We start from the raw sequence: 22302 nt of genomic DNA, 5'->3' as shown, positions 1-22302 counted from the left end.
GGGGGCCTCCAGGTGCGTCGGGTGGTCAACGGTATGCGGTCGTTCCCCTGGGATCCGCCCCACTCGATGCGCGTGGGCCCGCGCGCGGAGCGCGCCTCCCGCGACGATCGAGCGAGCCGGTCTCAGGGGAGGGGCGCCCTAGGCTGGTCGGCGTGGCACGGACGATCACGGAGGCGGTGACCGAGGGTCCCGTGGTCCTCGACGGCGGCCTGGCGACCCAGCTGGAGGCGCAGGGGCGCGACCTCTCCTCCTCGGTCTGGTCCGCGCAGGTGCTGGCCGACGACCCGGACGCCGTCCTCGCCGCGCACCGCGCCTTCTTCGCCGCCGGCGCGCAGGTCGCCACCACCGCGTCGTACCAGGTGTCCTCGCGCGGGTTCGCCAGCGTCGGGCAGGACAGCCTCCACATCAGCCGGCTGCTGCGGCGCAGCGTCCGGGTCGCACGGCAGGCCGCGCACGAGGTCGACGGCGACGCCTGGGTGGCCGCGAGCGTCGGCCCGTACGGCGCGGCGCTCGGCGACGGCTCGGAGTACCGCGGCGACTACGGGCTGAGCGTCACGCAGCTGCGGCGCTGGCACAAGTTCGGCATCCAGGTGCTCGCCGACGTCGGGCCCGACGTGCTGGCGCTCGAGACCGTGCCCTGCCTCGCCGAGGCCGAGGCCCTGCTGGCCGAGGTCCGCGGGCTCCCGACGCCCTGCTGGCTCTCGATGACCTGCGACGGCGACCGGACCCGCGCCGGCGAACCCGTCGCGGAGGCGTTCGCCATGGCCGCCGAGGTCGACGAGGTGATCGCCGTCGGCGTGAACTGCCTCGACCCGGCCGACACCCCGGCGCTCGTGGCCCTGGCCCACGCGACCAGCGGCAAGCCGGTCGTCGTCTACCCCAACGCCGGCGAGCGCTGGGACGCCGACGCCCGCCGCTGGACCGGTGACCGCACCGCCGTCGCCGGGCTCGTTCCCGGCTGGATCGAGGCCGGGGCCCGCCTGGTCGGCGGCTGCTGCCGCGTCGGACCGGACGAGATCAGCGCCGTCGCCGACGCCGTCGGCCGGCTGCGGGCTCCGACCCCGGTCTGAGGCCCGGGTCCGGCCCCGACCACGGGCTCACAGGACGTCCACACCGCGGGCTGATGTGATCCACGCCGCAGCGACGCACTCTTGAGGCATGGACATCGCACAGCTGGGCACGGCGATCGCGGCGGTCGTCGGTGTCCTCGTCATCGCCCTCGTCGCCGTCGTCCCCAACGTCCTCGACCTCGAGCAAGGGGTTGGCTGATTGTTAAGGGGCGCTCGCGCGCCGGGCGCTCGAACGCTCCGTCTTCCTCGCTGCGGGGCGCGACGAAAAGCGTGTCGTGCCCCTCGCTCGTCCAGACGGACCGGCGCCCGGCCCCCGACACTCGCGCCCGCGCACCCCACCACGAGCGCACTCGAGATCAGAGTGCGGGCAGGCGGAGGCGGTCGTCCTGCAGCAGCCGGACGATCTGCGCGCGGGTGACCTCCAGGCCCGCGCCCGGCCCGGAGTCGCGGACGACGACGGTGACGACCTGGGTGCCGTCCGGGCGGTACTGGCCCTCGAGCCCGTCGGCGACGTCGAGCGCGTCGCTGAGGATGAAGCGGTTGCCGTCCATGAAGCGGATCGAGGAGCAGGTGGTGCCGGTCGCCTCGCCGCAGCGGGGGGCGTACGCGCGGGCGGTCGCGACCTGCAGGTAGACCTGCGTCGAGCCGCTCCCGACCCGGAACACCTCCATGGCCAGGGCGCCCTTCTTGGTCTCCCACAGGCCCTCGGTCTCGTCGCGGGCGTAGTAGCTGGAGGCGTTGAAGTAGCGGCCCTCCGGGTCGAGGTGGTCGGCGACGACCTCGTAGACCATGGCCCGCCAGGCCCGGGTCAGGAGGGCCTGGCAGGTGACGAGGGTCCGGTCGCAGGGCGTCACGGGGCTCGGCGTGACGGTCACCGTCGAGGTCGGGACCGGCACGAGCGGCGCCGGCCCGCTCGCCGGGGACTGGGCCACCGGCCGGAGCTGGGTCGCCACGAGGACGAGCAGGACGAGGGCGGCGGCCGCGACCCCGGCCCGTCGGACCCACCGGCGCTGCACGAGCTCCTGGCCGTGCCGCAGGTCGTCGTAGCGGCGTACGGAGCGCACGTCCGGCGGAACGGCCGCGTCGAGGCGGCGCACCAGGACGGTGTCGTCATCCAGCTCGGGCGCGCGGCGGACGAGCGCCGTACGGGCGTCGCGGGCCACGTCGGCGACCGTCTCGGCGGAGGAGTCGAGGACGGCGGCCATGTCCACGCGCGGCACCCGCGCGACCCACTCCAGGACGACGACCATCCGCTGGCGGGCCGACAGCGCCTCGAGGTGGGTGACCAGCGGGTCGACGGGTTCACGGGTCGTACGGCCGTCGAGCAGCTCGAACCGGGCGCGCGGCGACGTCGCCGGCAGCCGGCCGAGGTCGGTCGTGTAGAGCAGGCGCAGCGCGACGAGCAGCGGGTCGTGGACGTGGCGCCAGCGGGCGTACAGGTCGGCGAGGGTGGCGGCCACGAGCTCCTCGGCGGCGTCGCGGCGCCCGACCAGGAGGTACGCGCAGCGCTGCAGGAGCGCGCGCCGGTCCTCCACGAACGTCGCGTAGTCGCGGTCGCGGGTCAGGCTGGTCGTCCTCGCCATGCGGGCCCCCTCGTCAGAGGGTAGTTCGGAGCCGACCGACCCGCCCGATGCCCCGGCACCTGCACGCGTCGGTCGGGGCGGGCCAGAATCGGGGGCGTGACGGGCTTCCGGCGTTACGTGGCGATCGGCGACTCCTCGACCGAGGGTCTGATGGACGAGACCGAGGACGGCGGGTTCCGCGGCTGGGCCGACCGGCTCGCGCAGCACCTGGCCGACGCCCAGGACGAGCCGCTCGACTACGCCAACCTCGCCGTGCGCGGGCTGCACGCCGCCGAGATCCACGCCACCCAGCTGGACCCCGCGCTGGACCTGCGGCCCGACCTGCTCACGCTCTTCGCGGGCGTCAACGACGTCATCTCCGTGCGCTGCGACTTCTCTGCGCTGGAGGCCGACCTCGAGGCGCTGTTCGTGGGAGCGGCGGCGAGCGGCGCGACGCTGGCGACCTTCACGATGGTCGACCCCGGGGCCGTGAACCCGCTGGTCCGCCACGTCCGGGGACGCGTGTTCCGCCTCAACCGGCTGATCCGGGCGGCCGCGGCGCGGCACGGGGCGCTGCTCGTGGACTTCGAGGCCTACCCGGTCGCGGTCGACCCGCGCCTGTGGTCTCCCGACCGGCTGCACAACAGCGCGCTCGGCCACGCCCGCATCGCCGCGGCCCTGGCGTGGCGGCTCGGCGTCGCGGGCTTCGACGCGCACTGGGCCGACCCGTTCCCGGAACCTCCCGGCCCGCACTCGGTCCGCGAGACGGTCACCGGCGACGTCGACTGGGTGGTCCACCACTTCAAGCCGTGGCTGGGCAAGGCGGTCCGCCACGTCCCGCACGGCCGGGGCGTCACGGCCAAGCGGCCGGTGCCGACCGTCGTGCCCCGCTCGGACGCGAGCGCCCGGCTCGGCTGAGGGTCAGCCGTACGCCGTGGACCGACCTCAGGCGAACAGCGCCTGACCGATGTGCTCGCCCGACTTGGCGCCCGGGGGCACCGCGAACAGCGCCGACCCGGTGTGCTGCAGGTACTCCTGCAGCCCGTCGGTCCGGCTCAGCTTGGTCTGCAGCGGGATGTAGTGGGTGCGGGGGTCGGTCACGTACGCCATGAAGAACAGCCCGGCGTCGAGGCGGCCCAGCCCGGTGCTGCCGTCGACGAAGTTGTAGCCGCGCCGCAGCAGCTGGACGCCGTGGTTGTTGTCGGGGTGCGCGAGCCGGACGTGCGCGTCGGTGGCGATGATCGGCTCGTTCCCGCGGCCCGCCATGGTGAAGTCCGGCTGGCTGAACTCGCCGCCGCCGGACAGCGGCGCCCCCTCGGCCTTGGTCCGCCCGACGACGCGCTCCTGCTCGCTGAGCGCCTGGCGGTCCCAGGTCTCGATGGTCATGTTGATGCGCCGGGTGACGAGGTACGAGCCGCCGCTCAGCCAGGCCGCGCGCGGGTCGGCGCCGGAGGGCACCCAGACGTGCGCGTCCACGCCGGCCGGGTCCTCGGCCTTGAGGTTCATGGTGCCGTCCTTGAACCCGAAGAGGTTCCGGGCGGTCGCCTGGCTCGTCGAGGTCGAGGACGTGCGCCCGAAGCCCAGCTGCGACCAGCGGATCGCCGCGCGGCCGAAGGCGATGCGGGCCAGGTTGCGGATCGCGTGCACCGCGACCTGCGGGTCGTCGGCGCAGGCCTGCACGCACAGGTCGCCGTCGGACCGGGACTCGTCGAGGTTGTCGCCGGGGAAGAGCGGCAGGCGCTTGAGCGCGGCCGGCTGCCGGGCCGCCAGCCCGAAGCGGTCGCGCCCCGACTCGCGGAACAGCGACGGGCCGAAGCCGAAGGTCAGCGTCAGGCCGGACGCCGGCAGCCCGATGGCCTCGCCGGTGTCGTCCGGGGGTGCGTCGTACGGCCCGGACGTCGGCCCGTACTCCCCGGCGCCCTCGCCCTGGGTCATCCGCGCGGCGGCGGTGGTCCAGTCCTGCAGCAGCGAGACGAGCTCGGCCCGGTCGGTGGTCGTGACGTCGAACGCCGCGAAGTGCAGCCGGTCCTGGGCGGGCGTGGTGATGCCGGCCTGGTGGTCGCCGTAGAAGGGGTAGATCTTCGGCCCGGCCGGCGCCGGCGGCTCGACCGACGCACGGGCCACCCCGATCCCGCCCGCAAGCCCGACCGCCGTGCCCGCCACGCCGACCCCGGCCGCGCCGAGCGCGCGGCGCCGGGAGAACCGTCCACGCGGACGGGCGTCCGGCTCGACGGCCCCGGCACCCTCGGGGGCGGGGGTCGGGTCGGCGGCGGGGACCTTCGGTTCGCTCTGCTCGGGCACGATCAGGTGGTCTCGCTTCCTCAGGAGACGGCGGCGGTGAGCTTGGACAGCGGCTCCGCCAGCGCGTTCACCGCGTCGGACAGGGCCTTGATGTCGCTCTTGCTCACGGCGTCGTAGGACTTGAAGCCGTCGCCGGACTTCTGCTGGTCGAGCAGCGTCTGCAGGTCGCTGAAGCGCGCGTCGAGCTGGGTGTCGAGAGCCTTGTCGCGCGAGGCCAGGATCGGGCGCAGCCCCTCGAAGCCGATCCGGGCGCCGTCGACGTTGGCCTGGAAGTCGTAGAGGTCGGTGCGCGACCAGTACTCCTCCTCGCCGGTGACCTTGCCCGTGGCGACCTCGTCGAGCAGGCCCCGCGAACCGTTGGCGATCTGGTCGACCGTGAAGGTCATGTCGCGGGTGCGGGCGTGCAGCGTCTTCGTGTTCTTGACCAGGTCGTCGGCGAAGGTGGCCCGCTGCGCGGCCGACAGGGCCTTGTAGCCCTTGGCCCGCTGCGGCCAGAGGTCCTTCTCGATGCGGTGCCAGCCGGTCCACCTCTGGCCCTGCTCCAGGTCGGCCTCGCGCAGGTCCATCTTGGGGTCGAGGTCGCCGAACGACTCCGCCACCGTCTCGATGCGCTCCCAGTGGGTGCGGGCGACGGGGTAGAGGGCGCGGGCCTTCGCGTCGTCGCCGGCCTCGTACGCGGCGGCGAACTCCTCGGTCTTGCTCAGCAGCTGGTCGGTCTGGTCGCGGACGTAGGAGGCGTAGTTGGCGTTGGCCGCGGCCACCAGCTCGCCGTCGTTCGCGTCCGTCGCGCCGGCCTGGCCCGATTCCGCCACGGTGAAGGGCGCCCGGATGCCGTCGCCGACCATGCCCGGCTTGCAGGCCGTGAAGTAGCTGCCGGCCGGGGCGGTGAGCACGAGGTCGCGGGTGATGCCCGGGCCGATGTTCTCGACCTCGCCGACGATGCGGAGCCCGTCGCCGGCCAGCAGGTAGAACTCGTTGATCTTCGAGCCGCTGTTGGTGACGGTGAAGGTGAGCTTGCCCGAGGGGGCCTGCGTGCCGGAGACCGCGCAGTCGGTGTCGCTGGCGGAGACCGTGAGCGCCCGGGGGTCGGCCGAGGGGCCGTCGTTCGCCGAGCGGGTGTTGTCGGTGCAGCCGCTGAGGACGGGGAGCGCGAGGAGCGCGCCCACGGTCACCAGCGGGGCGAGGCGGCGCGCCGCGGCGGGGCGGCGGGTCGTGGCGGACAAGGGTTCAGTTCCTTCCGGAGGCGACCGGCTGCGAGGCGGCCGGGCGGGTCGTGAGGGTCGCGGCCTTCGGGGCGGGCCCGGTCGGCGCGGCGGCGGCGCGGCGGCGCGCCTTCGTGAGGAAGACGGCCAGCACCGGCACGACGTACGCCGTCCAGACGACGGCCTCGAGCACGGTGGTGGCGGGGGAGAAGTTGAAGACGCCCTTGAGCACGGTGCCGTACCAGGAGGTCGGCGGGACCGCGCGGGAGACGTCGAAGGCGAGCGTGTTCAGGCCGGGCAGGATGCCGGCCTCCTGGAGGTCGTGGACCCCGTAGGAGAGGACACCCGCGGCGACGAAGATCAGGAAGACGCCGGTCCAGGTGAAGAACCTGCTGAGGTTGATCTTGATGGCGCCGCGGTAGATGAGGTAGCCGAGCGCGACAGCGACGGCGAGCCCGACGAGGGCGCCGAGCAGCGGCTGGACGGTGCTGCCGGTCGTGCCGGCGGCGGCCGAGGTCGCCGCCCACAGGAAGATCGCCGTCTCCAAGCCCTCGCGGCCGACCGCCAGCAGGGCGACGATGGCGAGCGACCAGGTCTTGCCGTCGGCGGCACGATCGACGGCGCCGCGCAGCTCGCCCGACAGGGAGCGGGCGGTGCGCGCCATCCAGAAGATCATCCAGGTGACCAGCGCGACGGCGACGATGGAGAGCGAGCCGCCGATCGCCTCCTGCGCGGTGAAGGTCAGGCCCTTGGGGCCGAAGGTCAGCAGCGCGCCGAAGCCGAGCGAGACGACCACGGCGACGGCCACGCCGGCCCACACGCGGGGCAGCAGGTGGCGCCGGGAGGTCTTGACCAGGTAGGCGACGAGGATGCTCACGACCAGCGCGGCCTCGAGGCCCTCGCGCAGGCCGATGAGGAAGTTGGCGACCATGGTGCTGGCGCTCCTCGGTGTCCTCGTGGCTCTGGGCCGGGTGGTGCTCGGCGGCCTCAGGGCTGGTCGTCGGAGCGGCTCCCCACTAGGTGAGCCTGCCCTAACTTAAGCGAGGCTCCCCTTGCTCGGCAACCGGGTGTGACGCGCCGAACAGTCAGGGGCCACGACGCTCCCTGAGCGTGTCGAAGGGCCTGCGCTTGACTCGGCCACGCTCCCTGAGCGTGTCGAAGGGCCTGCCCCTGGCTCGGCCACGCTCCCTGAGCCTGTCGAAGGGCCGCCCTACGCCCCCACACGAATCCAGCGGTCCCCACGCGCGCGCAGCCCGAGCGTGACCGCCCGCGCGGCCATGAACACCGCGTACGACGCCCACACCCAGGCCAGCCCGACGCCGAGGTGGCGCACGAGGAGGGCGACGGGCAGGTACGCGGCGAGGCAGACGAGCCCGGCGAGCGCGAGGTAACGGGCGTCGCCCGCGCCGATGAGGACGCCGTCGAGGACGTAGACGACACCGGCGAGCGCGGCCTGCAGGGCGACGACGAGCACGACCCGGCCGACGAGGGCCCGCACGGCGGGGTCCGGGGTGAACAGCCCGACGTACGCGGGCCGCGCCACGACGAGCAGCAGCCCGAAGACGGCCCCGGACACCGCGCCCCAGCCGAGCATCCGCCGGGTGAGGGCCCGGCCGAGGGCGACGTCGCCGCTGCCGAGCGCGGAGCCGATGAGTGCCTGCCCCGCGATGGCGACCGCGTCGAGGGCGAACGCGAGCAGGGTCCACAGCCCGCCGGTGACCTGGTGCGCCGCCAGCGCGGTGGCGCCGAGCCCGGCGGCGACGACGGTGTTCGTGGTGACCGCGGCCTGCAGGAGGGCGGTGCGCACGACCAGCCAGCCGCCCGAGCGGGCCACGGCGGCGACCCCGGCCGGCCGCAGCGCGACCGCGGCCCCGGCGGCCCGGCTGCGGCGCACGACCACGGTGACCACGGCGACCGCCGCGCCGGTCTGCGCGATCAGCGTCCCGAGCGCGGAGCCGGCGATGCCGAGCCCCGCCCCGTACACGAGGGTGACGTTGAGGGCGATGTTGAGCAGGTTCGTGGCGACGACGACCACGAGCGGCGTCCGGGCGTCCTGCAGCCCGCGCAGCACGCCGGTCCCGGCCAGGAGCACCAGCACCGAGGGCAGGCCGAGCGCGGCGATCCGCAGGTAGCGCACGGCGAGGGCCTCGATGGCGGGGTCGACGCCGTACCAGCCGACGACGACCGGCAGCAGCAGCTCGAGCGCGACGGCCAGCACCACCCCGACGAGCACGGCGAGGACGAGCCCGTCGATCCCGCCGCTCAGCGCCGCGAGACGGTCACCGGCCCCGAGCCGGCGCGCGACCGTGCCCGTCGTCCCGTACGCCAGGAAGATCGACAGCCCGACGAGCACGTTGAGGACGTTGGAGCACAGGCCGAGCGCGGCCAGCGGCTCCGTGCCGAGGTGCCCGACGACCGCGGAGTCGGCGAGCAGCAGCAGCGGCTCGGAGACCAGCGTGGCGAAGGTCGGCAGCGCCAGCGCCAGGATGCGCCGGTCGAGCAGCCGTGCGCTGGAGGGCGTCGCGGGCGTCGAGGTGGAGTTGTCCACAGGAGTTGTCCCCAGTGTGGAGAACTACAGCGGTGTAAGACGGGCCTTTCGGCCCTAGCGCCAGAGGGTCGCGAGGCCGAATGCGGCGGCCATGCCGCCCATGCCGATGAGGATGTTCCAGTTGCCGAGGTCGCTCATGAAGGGCACGTCCTGGCCGGCGACGTAGTAGACGATGAGCCAGGCGACGCCGAGCAGGCCGACGGTGATGAAGGTTGGCGGCACCCAGCGACGGCTCGTCGGCGCCTTGACCTTCTTCTTGGTCTCGGCGGCGGCCCGCTGCTTGCGGACCTTCTTCTCGTCGGCGGACTTGCGCGTGCGGGACTCGGGCACGACCAACTCTCTCGGGCTCGGGGAGGCCTGATCAGGCTCTGACCAGGCTGGCCCGCGACTGGGCCGTGCCTCCTTGTCGTGGCGTTAGCGTAGTTGCTGGTGCCCCCTCGGGCGACCAGGCGAGGCGGAGGAGCGGGTGTTGGCCGACGACCAGCCGACGTGGGGCGACCGCGTCGTGGCCGCCCTGCTGCGCGGTCGGGAGGCCTCGCGGCGCCGCAACGCCGGGCGCCGGCCGGGCGCGCGGGTGCTGACGGCGACGGTGTGCGCGATCGCGGCGTTCCTCGTCGTGCTCAGCACGGTGAACGCCCGCGGCAGCGACCTGCGCCCCGCCCGCAACACCGACCTGGTGAGCCTGGTGGCCGACCAGTCGCGCCGCAACGCCGAGCTGACCCGGCAGGTCACCGACCTGCGCGCCCAGGTCGACGCGCTCAGCGCGGCGGAGAACGCGAGCAACGGCTCCGACCTGTCCTCCCAGCTCCAGACGCAGGAGCAGGAGGCCGGGCTGACCGCGGTGACCGGGCCGGCCGTGTCGGTGACGCTGGACGACGCGCCGTCGTCGGTGCAGCTCAGCGGCGTCGACGCGGACCTCCTCGTCGTGCACCAGCAGGACATCCAGACCGTGGTCAACGCCCTGTGGTCCGGCGGCGCGGAGGCGATGACCATCCAGGGCCAGCGCGTCATCTCCACCACCGGCATCAAGTGCGTCGGCAACACGGTCGTCCTGCACGGCGTCCCGTACGCGCCGCCGTATGTGATCAGCGCCATCGGCGACCAGAACCGGCTCGAAGCGGCCCTGGGCGGTTCGACGGCGGTGCAGATCTACCGTCAGTACGTCGACGCGTACGGCCTGGTCTACGAGGAGGGCCGCGAGGAGTCGGTGACCTTCCCGGCCCACGAGGGTTCGCTGGACCTCCAGCACGCCCGCGCTCTCGGCGGGAGCGCCTCCCCCCGCTGAGCGCCGCTCCAGCTTCTGCGGCTCGCGCTCTGCCGAAAGTGGTCAGTCCGGAGCCCCCGCCCGAACGCCACGGGGCTGCGAGCGACCACTTGCCGTATGCGGAGGGTTCGAGCTCCGGGTTCGACCGTCCTTCGGGAAGTGGTCACTCGGACGGTCCTGGACGCCGTCTCCCGGTCCCGGAGCGACCACTTTCCCGGACGTTGCTGCACGCGGACCGCTTGCAGCGCCTGCCTCCTCGAATCGGCGTTCACGGACAACACCGCAGGCCGCTCGGACAACACCTCGGACAACACCTCTGGGGCAGAGTGCTCTGTGAAGATCCGCAAGATCGACGAACGCTGCGCCGACACCCGTCGGCGCCTATAGCGTGTCGCTGTCAGCCTCGGGGGAGTCTGAATGGTAGGGCGTGGCGAGAGCCAGACCGTCGGAACCTTCCCCTGCCCGGAAGGACCGCGATGAAGATCAGAAACCTGGCGGCGGTGGTCGTCGGCGTGCTCGTGCTGCTGCAGGCGGGGGTACGCGCCCCGCGGCCGACCAGGCGGACGCGTCAGGTGCGTGACGAGCGCGGGCTCAGCCAGTCCGCCGAGACCGCGATCCTGCTCGCCGGCGCTGTCGTCGTCGCGGGGATCGTCGTCACGGTGATCACCGCCTTCGTCAAGTCCAAGCTGCCGAAGTAGCCGTGCCCGGTCGTCGTCCCCGCCTGCCCGGCGCCGCGGACCAGCGCGGCCTGAGCTCCTCCACGCAGCTCGCCCTCGTCCTGCCGCTGCTGATGCTGCTGACGCTCGGCGTCGTCGAGGCCGGGCTGTGGCTGCACGCCCGCAACGTCGCGCAGAGGGCGGCGACCGCGGCCGTCGACGTGGCCCGCGGCAGCTACGGCACCGCCGGCGACGGCGAGGCGCGCGCCCGGGACCTGGCGGCCGGCGCCGGGCTGACCGACGTCAGCGTGCACGTCGACCGCGGGCCGCAGCAGGTGACCGCCCGGGTGTCGGCGCACGCGACCCTGCTGCTCGACCTCGGCCTGGGGACCGTCGAGGAGACCGCGTCCGGCCCGCGCGAACGCGTGAGCGTGCCGTGAGGACCCGGACGGACCGGCGGGCGGGTCGGCCCGGACGCCGTGGCGAGACCGGGTCGGTCGCCGTGGAGGTCGCCCTCCTCGCCCCCGCGCTCGTGCTGGTCATCGGCCTGCTGGTCGCCGGCGGCCGGCTCTGGTTCGCGCGGACCACCGTCGTCGAGGCCGCGCAGTCCTCGGCACGGGCCGCCTCGCTGGCCCGTGGCGCCGCGCAGGCAGGGGTCGTGGGCGCAGAGGCGAGCCGGCAGTCGATGTCGACCGCGGGGCTGCGCTGCGGGGGCAGCTCGGTCCGGGTGTCGACGACGGCGTTCTCGGTGCCCGTCGGCACGCCCGCCACGGTTACCTCCGACGTCTCGTGCGACGTGGCGTTCGCCGACGTCTTCCTCCCGGGCATGCCCGGCTCGATCCACCTGACCGGCCGCGGCCAGGCCGCTCTCGACACCTACCGGGCCCGATGACCGGCCGCTCAGGCGTGCGGGCACGCCGCGACGAACGTGGTCTGGCGGTGAGCGTGTTCGTGCTCGCCATCCTCGCGGCGCTGGTCGCGACGGCCGGGCTCGTCATCGACGGCGGGCAGAAGGTGACGGCGGCGAGCCAGGCCGAGGCGGCGGCCGACGGTGCTGCGCGTGCCGCGGCCAACGCGGCCGCGACCCAGCGACTCGCCGGGCGCGACGGGGCGGGTGCCGGCGTGCTGGCGGCGAAGGCGTACCTGGCGGGGCAGCCGAACGTGAAGGGCTCGGTGCGGCTGGCGGGCGGCGTGGTCCGGGTCGACGCCTCGGCCACGGCACCGACGATCTTCCTCAGCGCCATCGGGGTCGGTGAGGTGACGGGGACGGGCTCGGCCACCGCCTCCGTCGTGCCGACCGGACGGGAGCGGTGACGCGATGACCGTGCAGGTGGACCCCGGCCGCAACGGCAGCGCTCCAGGCCGCCGACGGGCGGTCCGGGCCGGCGTCGAGGACGGGCCGACGACGCCCGCCCCGCCGCGGCTCCCCGGCCGACGCAACCCTCGCTGGATCGCCCTCGGCGTCGTCGCCATCTGCCTCGGCGGCCTGCTCTCGTACGCCGTCTACGCGCGCGTCAGCACGGAGACCCGGGTGCTGGCGCTCGCCTCGACGGTCTACCGCGGCGAGGTGCTGGAGGCGGCGGACCTGACGACGGTGGTGCTCCACGGGCAGCCGCCCGGGCCCACGGTCGCGGCGGTCGACCAGGCGTCCGTCGTGGGCAAGAGGGCTGTCTTCGACCTGCCGGCGGGTGCGCTGGTCGCTCCCGCCTCGCTCGCCGACACCGCCCTGCCGGCCACCGGTCGTTCCGTGGTCGGGCTCCGGCTGGCGACCGGGCGGGCGCCGGCCAGCCTGCTCGAGCCGTCCGCACCGGTCCGGGTGGTGGCGCTGCCGGCTCCCGCCGGCGGCACGGGTGCTCGGGACTCGCTCGTCGGCAAGACGTACGCCGGCCGCGTCGTCGGCTCGACCCCGGGCGCGGACGGCACCTCGACGGTGGTCGACCTGGAGGTCGACGCCGGCCAGGCGGCGACCATCGCCTCGCTCGCCGCGCAGGACCGGATCGCGCTGGTGCGCGACGCGGGGAGCTGACGCGAATGGCCATCCTGCTGCTGACGTCGGCGGCCGGCGCCCCGGGCGTCACGACCCTCGCCGTCGGGCTCACGCTCGCCTGGCCCCGCCCGGTGCTCCTGGCCGACTGCGACGCGGGCGCCCACCAGGCCGTCCTCGCCGGCTACCTGGCCGGGCAGAGCGCGGGCGGCCGGGGCCTGCTCCGGGTGGCCGAGGCCCACCGCGACCGCCGGCCCCTGCGTGAGGCCGTGCTCGACCAGACCCTGCCGATCAGCGGCGAGGACGGCGAGCGGCACCTCTTCCTGCCGGGCTTCAGCCGCGCGGCGAGCGCGGGACTCTTCGGCGCCGTGTGGGACGACCTCGCCGACACCTTCGACCGGCTGGGCGAGGTCGGCTACGACGTCATCGTCGACGCCGGCCGGCTCGGGGCCCACGGTCTGCCCGGACCGCTCGTCGAGCGCAGCGCGGTCACCGGGCTGGTCCTGCGGACGAGCCTGCGGGCGGTGATGGCCGCGCGCGTCCACCTGCCCTCCCTCACCGAGCAGGAGCGGCTCAGCACGGCGGGCCGCACCGGGCTCGTCCTGGTCGGCGAGGGCGACCCGTACGGACGCCGCGAGGTCGCCAAGGCCCTGGGCGTGGGGGTGCACGCCGTCGTCGCCGACGACCCCCAGGCCGCGGCGCACCTCTCCGACGGGAGCCCCCGGCCCCGACGCTTCGACTCCTCCCCGCTGGTTCGCAGCCTTCGCGCCGCGGCCGGGGTGCTGGCGGGCCGGATGGCGCGCACGACCGAGGCGGTCGGCCGGTGAGCGTGGACGAGACCGCCGAGGTCCGCGACGACGCCGGCCTCGAGACCCGCGCGCTGCAGGACGTCCCCCTCTTCGTCGAGACCGTCGAGGAGGCGGGCGCCGGGTCCAGCCCGGTGACGCGACGCGCGCTGCAGTCGTACGGGGCGTTCCGTCGCGACGAGCTGCGAGCCGCCACCCTGCCGCTGCCGACCGCCGAGCTCGACTGGGCGACGGTCGTGCAGCTGCGCCGGCGCGCGTCGGAGGAGATCGCCGGCGAGAGCGAGCACCAGCTGCGGACCACCGGCTCGTCGGTGACCGGTGACGACCGGCTGCTGCTGGGACGTTCCGTGATCCGCCGGGTCGTCGCCGAGCACGTCCGCACCCTGCACCGCGAGGGGGCCGCCCTGTGGTCGCCCGCGCAGGAGCAGGCCTACGTCGAGGCGGTCGAGGACGCGGTCTTCGGCTACGGACGCCTGCAGCCGCTGCTCGGGCTCCCCGACGTGGAGAACATCGAGATCCACGGCTGGGACTCCGTCGTCGTCCAGCACGGCGACGGGCGCCGGGAGGTGATGGCCCCGGTCGCGGACGACGACGCCGAGCTCGTGGAGGCCATCCGCTTCCTGGGGCAGAACGCCGAGCCCGCGCGCCCCTTCGACGACCTGCACCCGACGATGACCCTGGCGCTGGGCGAGCGGTTCCGGCTGCACGCCATCGGCTTCGGGCTGTCGTACCGCCCGAGCGTCGTCATCCGTCAGCACACGATGACGTCGGTGTCTCTCGCCGACCTCGCCGAGGGCGGCCTGATGCCGCCGGAGGTCGCGGCCTTCCTCGACGCGGCGGTGCTCGCGCGGCGCTCCATCGTCATCTCCGGCGACCAGGGCGCGGGGAAGACCACCCTGCTGCGCGCGCTCATTGACGCCATCCCGGCCGACGAGCGGTTCGGGACGCTGGAGACCGACTACGAGCTCATGACCCACCTGCAGCCCGGCCGGCAGAACATCCTGGCCCTCCAGGCCCGGGTCGGGCACGGTGAGTCGTCCGGCGGGCGTGCGGTGGGCGAGTTCACCATCGCCGACCTCATGCCCGAGGCCCTGCGGCAGAACCTCGCCCGCCTGGTCGTGGGCGAGGTGCGCGGCAGCGAGGCGGCCTCGATGTTCGAGGCGATGCAGGCCGGCACGGGCACGCTCTCGACGACCCACTCGCACTCGGCCGCGTCCACGATCGACCGCCTCGCCTCCCGCGTGGCGCAGGGCGGCGTGCTGTCGGTGGAGGAGGCGTACCGCCAGATCGCGCACAACATCCACCTCTTCGTGCACGTGCGCCTGGTCGACGACACCTGGCGCGGCGGCCGGCGGCGCCGCTACGTCTCGGAGGTCCGACAGGTCGTCGGCGCGATCGAGAACGGCCGGCCGGTCACCCACCTCACGTACAGCGCGGAGGGGGTCGCCGGACAGCCCGCTGGGTTCTTCCCCGACGCGGGCTTCGCCGCCGAGCTGGCCCCGTTCCGTCGCGAGCTGCGTCCGCCCGGACCGCGCTCCGCCGACGACCCGAGCACGTCGTGACCTCGCTCGTCGCCGTGCTGGCCGGGCTGCTCGTGTCGGCGGGCCTGGTGGCGGTGGTCGCCGGTCTGCGACGCAGCCCAGCCCGGACCCGCCGGGCCGGCCCCTCGACGCTCGCCGTCCGGTGGTCCCGGCTCACCCGACGCCCCGCAGGTCGGGCCGGGCGCCGCCGCGACCTGCTCGTCGCGGGGAGCCTGCTCGGTGGGTTCGCCCTCGCGGCCCTCAGCGGGTGGTTGGCGGCGGTGGTCGTGGTGCCCGGTCTCGTCCTCGCCCTGCCCTACCTCCTCCGGGCACCCCGCCCGCGCGACGTCGCCCTGCTCGAGGCGATGGACCGCTGGGTGCGGACGCTGGCCTCCACCCTGTCGACCGGACGTTCCGTGACCGACGCGATCCGGGTGTCGCGGAGGACGGCGCCCGTCACGATCGCGGACGAGGTCGAGCTGCTGGTCCTCCGGCTGAACAGCCGCTGGGAGACGCGACGCGCGCTCCAACGGTTCGCCGACGCGCTCGACTCCCCCGACACCGACGCCGTCGTGGCCGCGCTCATGCTGGCCGCCGACCGGGGCGCGGCCGGGGCGTCGACGACGCTGCACGCGCTGGCGGAGTCGATCCAGGCGCAGCTGCGGGCCCGGCGCGTGATCGAGGTGGAGCGGTCCAAGCCGTACGTCGTGGTCCGCCAGGTCACCGTCATCACCCTGGTCACCCTCGGCGGGCTGTTCCTGCTGCGCCCGGAGTTCTTCGCCGGCTACCGCACCCCGGTGGGCCAGGTCGTGCTGACCGTCCTGGTCAGCGTCTACCTCGGGTCGCTCCTGCTCATGCGCCGCAAGGCGCGGCAGCCCGAGCGCGCCCGGATCCTCGTCGGAGGGGCGCCGTGACCCCGGGCTGGGCCCTGCTCGCCGGGGTCCTCGTCGCCGCGGGCCTCGTGTCCGTCGCCGCGGGCCTGCGCCGCTCGACGCCGGGGCTGCGGGCCGCGCTGGACCGGGTCGGGGCCGCGGGCCCGGTCCTCGAGGCCGGGGCCGTGCAACGCCCCGAGAGCCGGTCGGAGCAGTGGGGAGCGCTGCTGCACCGCCACCTGCCCCTCGGGCTCACGGCGCGGCAGCGCCGGGCGCTGCGGCTGCAGGACAAGTCCGTGGCCGAGCTGTACGCCGACAAGACCGTGATGGCGGTCATCGGTGCTGTGCTGCCGGCGCTGCTGGGCTCCGCCCTGAGCTGGGTCCTCCTGGGGCACCTCTCGCCGGTGCCCGCGGTCGCCGCGGTGCTCGGCGCGGTCGTCGGCTTCTTCGTGCCCGACCTGCTCCTCCTCCGTTCGGTCGCGGGCAGCCGGTCGTCCGCCCTCGAGGCGCTGCTGGTCTTCGTCGACCTGGTGACGCTCGAACGGCTCGCCAACGCCTCGGCCCCGCAGTCGCTCGTCCGTGCGGCCGGCCTCAGCCAGGTGCCGCTGTTTGTGCAGATCCGCACGGCGCTGGAGCGCGCGAGCCTCGAGCAGCAGAGCCCGTACGCCGAGCTGCGCCGCCTCTCCGAGACCCTCGAGCTGCCCGAGCTCGCGGACATCGCCGACGTCATGCAGCTCGACGAGACCGGCGCCGCGCTGTCGGGCACCCTGCGCGCACGGGTGCGCGAGCTCCGCGACGCCCACCTGACGGCCGAGCAGATCAAGGCGAGCGCCGACGCCGAGGGCATGACGATCTACATGACCCTCCCGGCGATGGCCTTCGGGCTCATCCTGCTCACGGCCGCGCTCCTCCAGATCGTCCTGGGATGACCGGCCACGAGCCCTGGTCCCGACGAGGGACAACACCGGCGGTGGACGGACAACACCTCCGAGGCCCACGCAGGCGACCGAGCGGCGACCCTGGAAGCAGGACGGCCTGCGGAAGGGGAGCGGTGTGAGCGAGCGCCTCGAGCGCTGGTGCCGGGGGCTGGCGTCGCTCGCCCTGCTGGTGGGACTCGTCGTCGGTGTGCCGGCCGCGCTGCTGGTGCTGGGCGGCGACCCGGTGCCGCACGCCGACCTGCGCACGATCGGGAAGATCCTCCTCCAGCCGGACGACGGCACGGTCCTCGCCCGGCTCCTGGCCCTGGTCGGCTGGCTCGCCTGGGCCGTGTTCGTCGTGACGCTCCTGGTCGAGCTCGTCAACCTGGTGGGCCGGCAGCGCCGTGGGCTGGTCCTGCCGGGACTGGGCAGCCTTCAGCAGTGGGCGGCAGGCCTGATGCTGTCCGTCGTGGCGCTCGGCGCCGCTGCCCAGCTGACGTCCGGGGGTGCGGCGACCGCGCCGGCGGTCACGGCGGCAGCGGAGCCCGCACGGACCACGGCCGACCCGGTCTCGAGCACCGCCCGGCCGTCACCGTCCGCGATCGCCGACGAACCGGGTCGCGCAGAGACCGGGCGGGAAGCCGAGGTGGTCGCACCGGTCGACGCGCCGCACGGCCGTCGGGAGCGGGTCCACGTCGTCACGGCCGGCGACGACCTGTGGTCGCTCGCGGAGCGGTACTACGGCCGCGGGCAGGACTGGCGCAGGATCGCCGCGGCCAACCCCGACTTCCTCACGGGTGGCCCTGACCGGCTCCGCGTCGGCTGGCGGCTCGTGGTCCCCGAGACCGGTTCCGACGCCTCCGGCCGGGCCGACGACGGCAGGCCTCGGGTACGGGTGCGCCCCGGCGACAGCCTCAGCGCGATCGCCGAGCGGGAGCTCGGGGACGGCGACCGGTGGAACGAGCTCTACCGCGCCAACCGTGACCAGCTCGCCGACCCGGACGAGCTGCCCGTCGGGCTGGTCCTGCGTCTGCCCGACGGGCCGACCGGACGTTCCGACGACCCTGCCGCGACGCCGCAGGAGCGGGCCGAAGACGCCGACCCGCCCGACGAGGTGCCGGTCGGACGGGACGACGCGGACCGACAGGCCCGGCCCGCCGGCGGATCGTCCTCCGGCTCGGCGACGCCATCGACCACACCGGCTGCGACGTCGCCGGCGGAGCCGACCGCCAGGCCGGTGCCCGCTGGTCCGACGGTCGGCGGCGACGCAGAGGGCCGGGGCGACCCGGCACCGGCCGACCGGCCGTCCCAGGAGGGGCTCGAGCCCGCGGACGAGCAGGGTGCCGCCGTTCCCCTGCCGGGGCTGGCCGGGGTCGGCGGGCTGCTCGCCGCCGCGCTCGTCGGCGGGCTGGCGGCCCGGCGCCGGTGGCAGCTCCAGCGTCGTCCGGTGGGCCGGCGCATCGCCCACCCGCCACCGACGACCCGCCCCGTCGAGGTCGCCCTGGCGCGGCGAGCACGCCCGATCGGGCTGCGCACGCTGGACCGGGCGAGCCGTGCGGTCGCCGCCGCCTCCGCCGACGCCGGCCTCGGCGTGCCCGCCCTGCGCTCGGCGTCCGTCTCGAGCGAGTGGCTCGTCCTGGAGCTGTCCGGACCGACTCCGCCGGCGCCCCGCTGCTTCGTCGACACCGGCACCAGCTGGTGCCTGGCGTCCGACGCGGTGGACGACCTGCGATCGGTGACCGGCGTCGCCGACGCCGTCCGCCCGTGGCCCCTGCTCGTGACGCTGGGGACGGAGGAGGGCGCGGAGGCGGACGGAGCCGAGCGCGTCGTCGACCTGGAGTCGATCGGCCTCCTCGCGCTGACCGGCGAACAGCCGGCGACGACCGGGGTGATGGCGGCGATGGCCCTCGAGCTCGCCTGCTCGCCGTGGACCGAGGAGCTCCGGCTGACCCTGGTGGGAGACGACCGCCTCGCTCCGGCCCTGGCCCAGCACAACGTGCAGACCACCGACGACCTCGACGGGCTCCTCGACCGCCTCGAGCGCGTGGCCCGAGCGCGTCGCGAGCACGGCGGCGGGTCCGAGGCCCGCGACCTCCGGCTCGACCCCGACCGCGCGGAGGCGTGGACGCCGGAGGTGGTCCTGGTCGGAGCGCCGCCGACGCCGAAGCAGGTCGAGCGACTGGTGCGGCTCACGAGGGCCGTGCCCGGCGAAGGGGTGACGGCCGTCGTCGGAGGACCGGTGGAAGGCGCCGGAGCCGTCCTGGCCCTGAGCCAGGACGGCGCGGCGACGCTGCGTCCCGACGGGGTCCGGCTTCTCCCGCAGACGCTCGCCGCGGCTGCCCTGGACCAGGTCGTCGAGCTCGTGGGCGTCACCGGGAGCGAGGTGACGCACCCCGCGCCCTGGTGGTCCACGGACGACCCGCCCGAGGCCCCGCCCGACAACGTGACCTACCTGGGCCGACGACGCAGGACCGACGAGACCGACGAGCAGGAGAGGAGGGCGGCGGTGCAGGCACGGATGACCGAGGCGGCGGACGGGACGGCACGCCACCCGCTGCTCCGCCTCATCGGCCCCGTCGACCTCGTCGGCGCGACCGGTACGCCGCCGACCCGGGCCGCGAAGCAGTGCCTCGAGTACTGCGCCTGGCTGCTCGAGCACCCGGGCGCGACGGCCCAGGCGATGGCGACCGGGCTGCTCGTGGCGGAGGGCACCCGCCGGTCGAACATGAGCCGGCTCCGCTCCTGGCTCGGCGACGGCGCCGACGGCGAGCCGTACCTGCCGGACGCGTACAGCGGGCACATCTGGCTCGACCCGGTCGTGAGCTCGGACTGGCACCAGCTCCAGCTCCTCGTCGCCGAGGGCGTGGACCAGGTGCCGACGTCCGTGCTGGAGCTCGGGCTGCGGCTGGTCCGGGGCGCGCCGTTCGCCGACGCCGCACCCGTCCAGTGGCACTGGGCGGAGGAGCTGCGCAGCGACATCGTGTCCTGCCTGCGCGACATCGGCGTCGAGCTGGCGCGCCGCGCGCTCGAGGACGGCGACGTGGACCTCGCCCGGTGGGCGGCGTCGCGGGCGCTCGTCGTGTCTCCGGGCGACGAGCTGCTCCTGGCGTCGAGGATCCGGACCGAGCACCAGGCCGGCAACGTCGCCGAGACCGAGCGCCTCTGCCTCCACCTCGCCCAGCAGGCGCGCGTGCTCGGCGCCGACCTCGACCCCGCGACGGTGGACCTCATCCAGGAGGTGATGGAGGGCCGGCTCCGGGCGCGCTTCGCCTGAGCCCGCCGGCGCGAAGGACTAGGAGGGCAGCGGTCGGAACCGGCGCAGCCGCAGGCTGTTGCCCACGACGAAGAGCGAGCTGAAGGCCATCGCCGCCCCGGCGAGGACCGGGTTGGCGAAGCCCAGGGCGGCGAGCGGCAGGGCGGCCACGTTGTAGGCGAAGGCCCAGAAGAGGTTGCCGCGGATCGTGCGCAGGGTCGCGCGGGAGAGGCGTACGGCGTCGGCGGCCTGGCGCAGGTCGCCACGGACGAGGGTGAGGTCGGCCGCTTCGATCGCCGCGTCGGTACCGGTGCCCATGGCGACGCCGAGGTCGGCCTGGGCGAGGGCGGCGGCGTCGTTGACGCCGTCGCCCACCATCGCGACCCGGTGGCCCTCGGCCTGCAGCCGGCGGACGGCGTCGACCTTGCCCTCGGGCCGGACGTCGGCGACGACCTGGTCGATGCCGACCTCGGCGGCCACGGCCTCCGCCGTACGGGCGGTGTCCCCGGTGAGCAGCACGGGCCGCAGCCCGAGGGCCTGCAGGCGGCGGATCGCGTCGGCGGAGGTCGGCTTTACGGTGTCGGCCACGGCCACGACCCCGCGGGCGGCACCGCCCCAGCCGACGAGCACGGCCGTGCGGCCCTGCTCCTGCTCGGCGGCGAGCCGCTCCGCGAGGGCGGCGTCGACGGTCAGGCCCGCCGACGCGAGCAGGTCCGCGCGGCCGACCACGACCGCGCCGGTCCCCTCGACCTCGGCGACGACGCCGAGCCCGGCGGGTTCGCGCAGGGCGGTGACGCCGGGGAGCGGGCCGCGGGCCTGCCCGTACGCGGCGACGGCCTGGGCGACCGGGTGCGAGGACCCGGCCTCGACCGCACCGGCGAGGCGGACCAGCTCGGGCTCGTCGACGCCGTCGGCGGCGTGCACCGCGACGACGCCCATCCGGCCCTCGGTGACGGTGCCGGTCTTGTCGAGCAGGACGACGTCGACGTCGCGGGTGGCCTCGAGGACCTCGGGGCCCTTGATGACGATGCCGAGCTGGGCGCCGCGTCCGGTGCCGACGAGCAGGGCGGTCGGCGTGGCGAGTCCGAGCGCGCAGGGGCAGGCGATGATCAGGACCGCGACGGCGGCGGTGAGCGCGAACGAGGCGCCGGCGCCGGCCAGGATCCAGCCGACGAGGACGACGACAGCCAGCGCGATGACGACGGGCACGAAGATCCCCGACACCCGGTCGGCCAGCCGCTGCACCTGGGCCTTGCCGCTCTGCGCCTCGGTGACCATCCGCGCGAGGCGCGCGAGCTGGGTGTCGGCGCCGACCGCGGTGGCCTCGACGACCAGGCGGCCGGAGGTGTTCACGCAGCCGCCGACGACGGCGTCGCCGGGCCCGACCTCGACCGGTACGGACTCGCCGGTGACGGTCGCGGCGTCGACGGCGCTGCGGCCCTCGACGACGGTGCCGTCCGTCGGGACCGTCTCGCCCGGCGCGACGACGACCTGGTCGCCGACGACGAGCCGGTTCGCGGGCACGGTGACCTCGCGCCCGTCGCGCAGCACCCGGGCCTCCTTGGCGCCGAGGGCGAGCAGGGCCCGCAGCGCCGCCCCGGAACGGCGGCGGGCCCGGGCCTCGAGCCAGCGGCCGAGGAGCAGGAAGAGCGTGATGGCGGCGGCGGCCTCGAGGTAGGGCTCGGCCATGCCGGTGTGCCGCTCGACGCGGAGGCTGAAGTCGTGGGTCCAGCCGAGCGCGCCGGCCGGACCGGTCAGCGCGTACACCGACCACCCCAGCGCGGCGAGCGTGCCGAGGGAGATGAGCGTGTCCATGGTCGCCGCGCCGTGGCGCAGGTTGACCGCGGCCGAGCGGTGGAAGCCCCAGCCGGCGCCGAGGACGACGACCGCGGTGAGGACGAGCGCGACCCACTGCCAGCCGGGCACCTGGAGCCCCGGGACCATCGAGGTGACGATGACGGGGACGCCGAGCACGACGGCGAGCAGGGCGCGGATCCGCAGGCGGCGCTCGGCGGCGTCGGACCGGCCCTCGTCGGCGGGGTCGGTCTCGGGTTCCACGACGGACGCCCCGTAGCCGGTCTTCTCCACGGTGGCGACGAGGTCGGCGACGCTCGTGCCGAGCGGGACCTCGACGTGGGCGCGCTCGGTGGCGAGGTTCACCGAGGCGACGACGCCGGGCAGCTTGTTGAGCTTGCGCTCGATCCGGCTGGAGCACGAGGCGCAGGTCATGCCGGTGATGTCGAGGTCGACCGAACCGACCGGGCTCACCGCGTCGAGCACGACGGGCAGGCCCGGGGCGACCGGGGTGCCGGCCGCCGCGGGCCGGCGCACGTCAGAGCTGCTCATG

Annotated in this window: 20 protein-coding genes; 13 read left to right on the top strand and 7 right to left on the bottom strand. The window is 75.1% G+C overall.

What is annotated here, in order from left to right:
- Positions 1-152: 152 nt before the first annotated feature.
- Positions 153-1070: a homocysteine S-methyltransferase gene (gene mmuM, locus BMY04_RS04160; protein ID WP_232506086.1), complete on the top strand. Its 918-nt coding sequence runs from the start codon at positions 153-155 to the stop codon at positions 1068-1070.
- A 356-nt stretch (positions 1071-1426) separates the two neighbouring features.
- Here mmuM and BMY04_RS04155 read toward each other — a convergent pair whose 3' ends face one another.
- Positions 1427-2653 carry a SigE family RNA polymerase sigma factor gene (locus BMY04_RS04155; RefSeq protein ID WP_091177779.1) on the bottom strand — a complete coding sequence of 409 codons (1227 nt, stop codon included), beginning with the start codon at positions 2651-2653 and terminating at the stop codon, positions 1427-1429.
- 96 nt (positions 2654-2749) lie between these two features.
- On the opposite strand from BMY04_RS04155, the gene BMY04_RS04150 reads away from it, so the two are divergent.
- Positions 2750-3550, top strand: coding sequence for an SGNH/GDSL hydrolase family protein (locus tag BMY04_RS04150; protein WP_198409919.1), 801 nt, complete (start codon positions 2750-2752; stop codon positions 3548-3550).
- 27 nt (positions 3551-3577) lie between these two features.
- Here BMY04_RS04150 and efeB read toward each other — a convergent pair whose 3' ends face one another.
- The 5 genes from efeB to BMY04_RS04125 all read right to left on the bottom strand — a co-directional run bounded on the left by efeB (position 3578) and on the right by BMY04_RS04125 (position 9013).
- Positions 3578-4933, bottom strand: a complete 1356-nt coding sequence (gene efeB, locus BMY04_RS04145; RefSeq protein WP_091177778.1) for an iron uptake transporter deferrochelatase/peroxidase subunit — start codon at positions 4931-4933, stop codon at positions 3578-3580.
- A gap of 20 nt (positions 4934-4953) precedes the next feature.
- Positions 4954-6156, bottom strand: a complete 1203-nt coding sequence (gene efeO, locus BMY04_RS04140; protein ID WP_091177777.1) for an iron uptake system protein EfeO — start codon at positions 6154-6156, stop codon at positions 4954-4956.
- Between the two features lie 4 nt (positions 6157-6160).
- Complete coding sequence (efeU, locus tag BMY04_RS04135; protein WP_091177776.1) at positions 6161-7066, bottom strand: iron uptake transporter permease EfeU; 906 nt, start codon at positions 7064-7066, stop codon at positions 6161-6163.
- A 279-nt stretch (positions 7067-7345) separates the two neighbouring features.
- Positions 7346-8683, bottom strand: coding sequence for an MATE family efflux transporter (locus tag BMY04_RS04130; protein WP_091177775.1), 1338 nt, complete (start codon positions 8681-8683; stop codon positions 7346-7348).
- Between the two features lie 54 nt (positions 8684-8737).
- Complete coding sequence (locus BMY04_RS04125; RefSeq protein WP_091177951.1) at positions 8738-9013, bottom strand: cell division protein CrgA; 276 nt, start codon at positions 9011-9013, stop codon at positions 8738-8740.
- Between the two features lie 139 nt (positions 9014-9152).
- Here BMY04_RS04125 and BMY04_RS04120 point away from each other — a divergent pair, with 139 nt between their 5' ends.
- The 11 genes from BMY04_RS04120 (at position 9153) to BMY04_RS04070 (ending at position 19976) form a co-directional block, all read left to right on the top strand.
- Entirely contained in the window at positions 9153-9968 is an 816-nt protein-coding gene (locus BMY04_RS04120) for a DUF881 domain-containing protein (RefSeq protein WP_232506085.1), read from the top strand.
- 455 nt (positions 9969-10423) lie between these two features.
- A complete protein-coding gene (locus BMY04_RS04115) occupies positions 10424-10645 on the top strand; it encodes a hypothetical protein (RefSeq protein ID WP_091177774.1) in 222 nt (73 codons plus the stop codon).
- A 2-nt stretch (positions 10646-10647) separates the two neighbouring features.
- Entirely contained in the window at positions 10648-11043 is a 396-nt protein-coding gene (locus BMY04_RS04110) for a TadE/TadG family type IV pilus assembly protein (protein ID WP_091177773.1), read from the top strand.
- Positions 11040-11495, top strand: a complete 456-nt coding sequence (locus BMY04_RS04105; RefSeq protein WP_091177772.1) for a TadE family protein — start codon at positions 11040-11042, stop codon at positions 11493-11495. The genes BMY04_RS04110 and BMY04_RS04105 overlap by 4 nt, the downstream gene beginning before the upstream one ends.
- A 47-nt stretch (positions 11496-11542) precedes the next feature.
- Positions 11543-11917 (top strand): pilus assembly protein TadG-related protein, encoded by a 375-nt coding sequence (locus BMY04_RS04100; RefSeq protein WP_091177771.1) that lies wholly within the window; start codon positions 11543-11545, stop codon positions 11915-11917.
- A gap of 4 nt (positions 11918-11921) precedes the next feature.
- On the top strand, positions 11922-12629 hold the full coding sequence (locus tag BMY04_RS04095; protein ID WP_091177770.1) for a hypothetical protein: 708 nt from the start codon (positions 11922-11924) through the stop codon (positions 12627-12629).
- Between the two features lie 5 nt (positions 12630-12634).
- Positions 12635-13414, top strand: coding sequence for a CpaE/TadZ family protein (locus BMY04_RS04090; protein ID WP_091177769.1), 780 nt, complete (start codon positions 12635-12637; stop codon positions 13412-13414).
- 128 nt (positions 13415-13542) lie between these two features.
- Positions 13543-14955: a TadA family conjugal transfer-associated ATPase gene (locus tag BMY04_RS04085; RefSeq protein ID WP_408630436.1), complete on the top strand. Its 1413-nt coding sequence runs from the start codon at positions 13543-13545 to the stop codon at positions 14953-14955.
- Positions 14952-15827: a type II secretion system F family protein gene (locus BMY04_RS04080; protein WP_091177768.1), complete on the top strand. Its 876-nt coding sequence runs from the start codon at positions 14952-14954 to the stop codon at positions 15825-15827. The genes BMY04_RS04085 and BMY04_RS04080 overlap by 4 nt, the downstream gene beginning before the upstream one ends.
- On the top strand, positions 15824-16714 hold the full coding sequence (locus tag BMY04_RS22630) for a hypothetical protein (RefSeq protein WP_091177767.1): 891 nt from the start codon (positions 15824-15826) through the stop codon (positions 16712-16714). The genes BMY04_RS04080 and BMY04_RS22630 overlap by 4 nt, the downstream gene beginning before the upstream one ends.
- Before the next feature lie 124 nt (positions 16715-16838).
- Positions 16839-19976: a LysM peptidoglycan-binding domain-containing protein gene (locus BMY04_RS04070; protein WP_091177766.1), complete on the top strand. Its 3138-nt coding sequence runs from the start codon at positions 16839-16841 to the stop codon at positions 19974-19976.
- A gap of 18 nt (positions 19977-19994) precedes the next feature.
- Here the strand turns inward: BMY04_RS04070 and BMY04_RS04065 are convergent, their stop codons facing one another.
- A complete protein-coding gene (locus tag BMY04_RS04065) occupies positions 19995-22301 on the bottom strand; it encodes a heavy metal translocating P-type ATPase (RefSeq protein WP_091177765.1) in 2307 nt (768 codons plus the stop codon).
- Position 22302: the final 1 nt, after the last annotated feature.

This window comes from Microlunatus flavus (genome assembly GCF_900110855.1).
GTDB classification, from domain to species: domain Bacteria; phylum Actinomycetota; class Actinomycetes; order Propionibacteriales; family Propionibacteriaceae; genus Microlunatus; species Microlunatus flavus.
The sequence above is the reverse complement of the archived record's forward strand: the minus strand, read 5'-3'. Positions and strand labels throughout refer to the sequence as shown.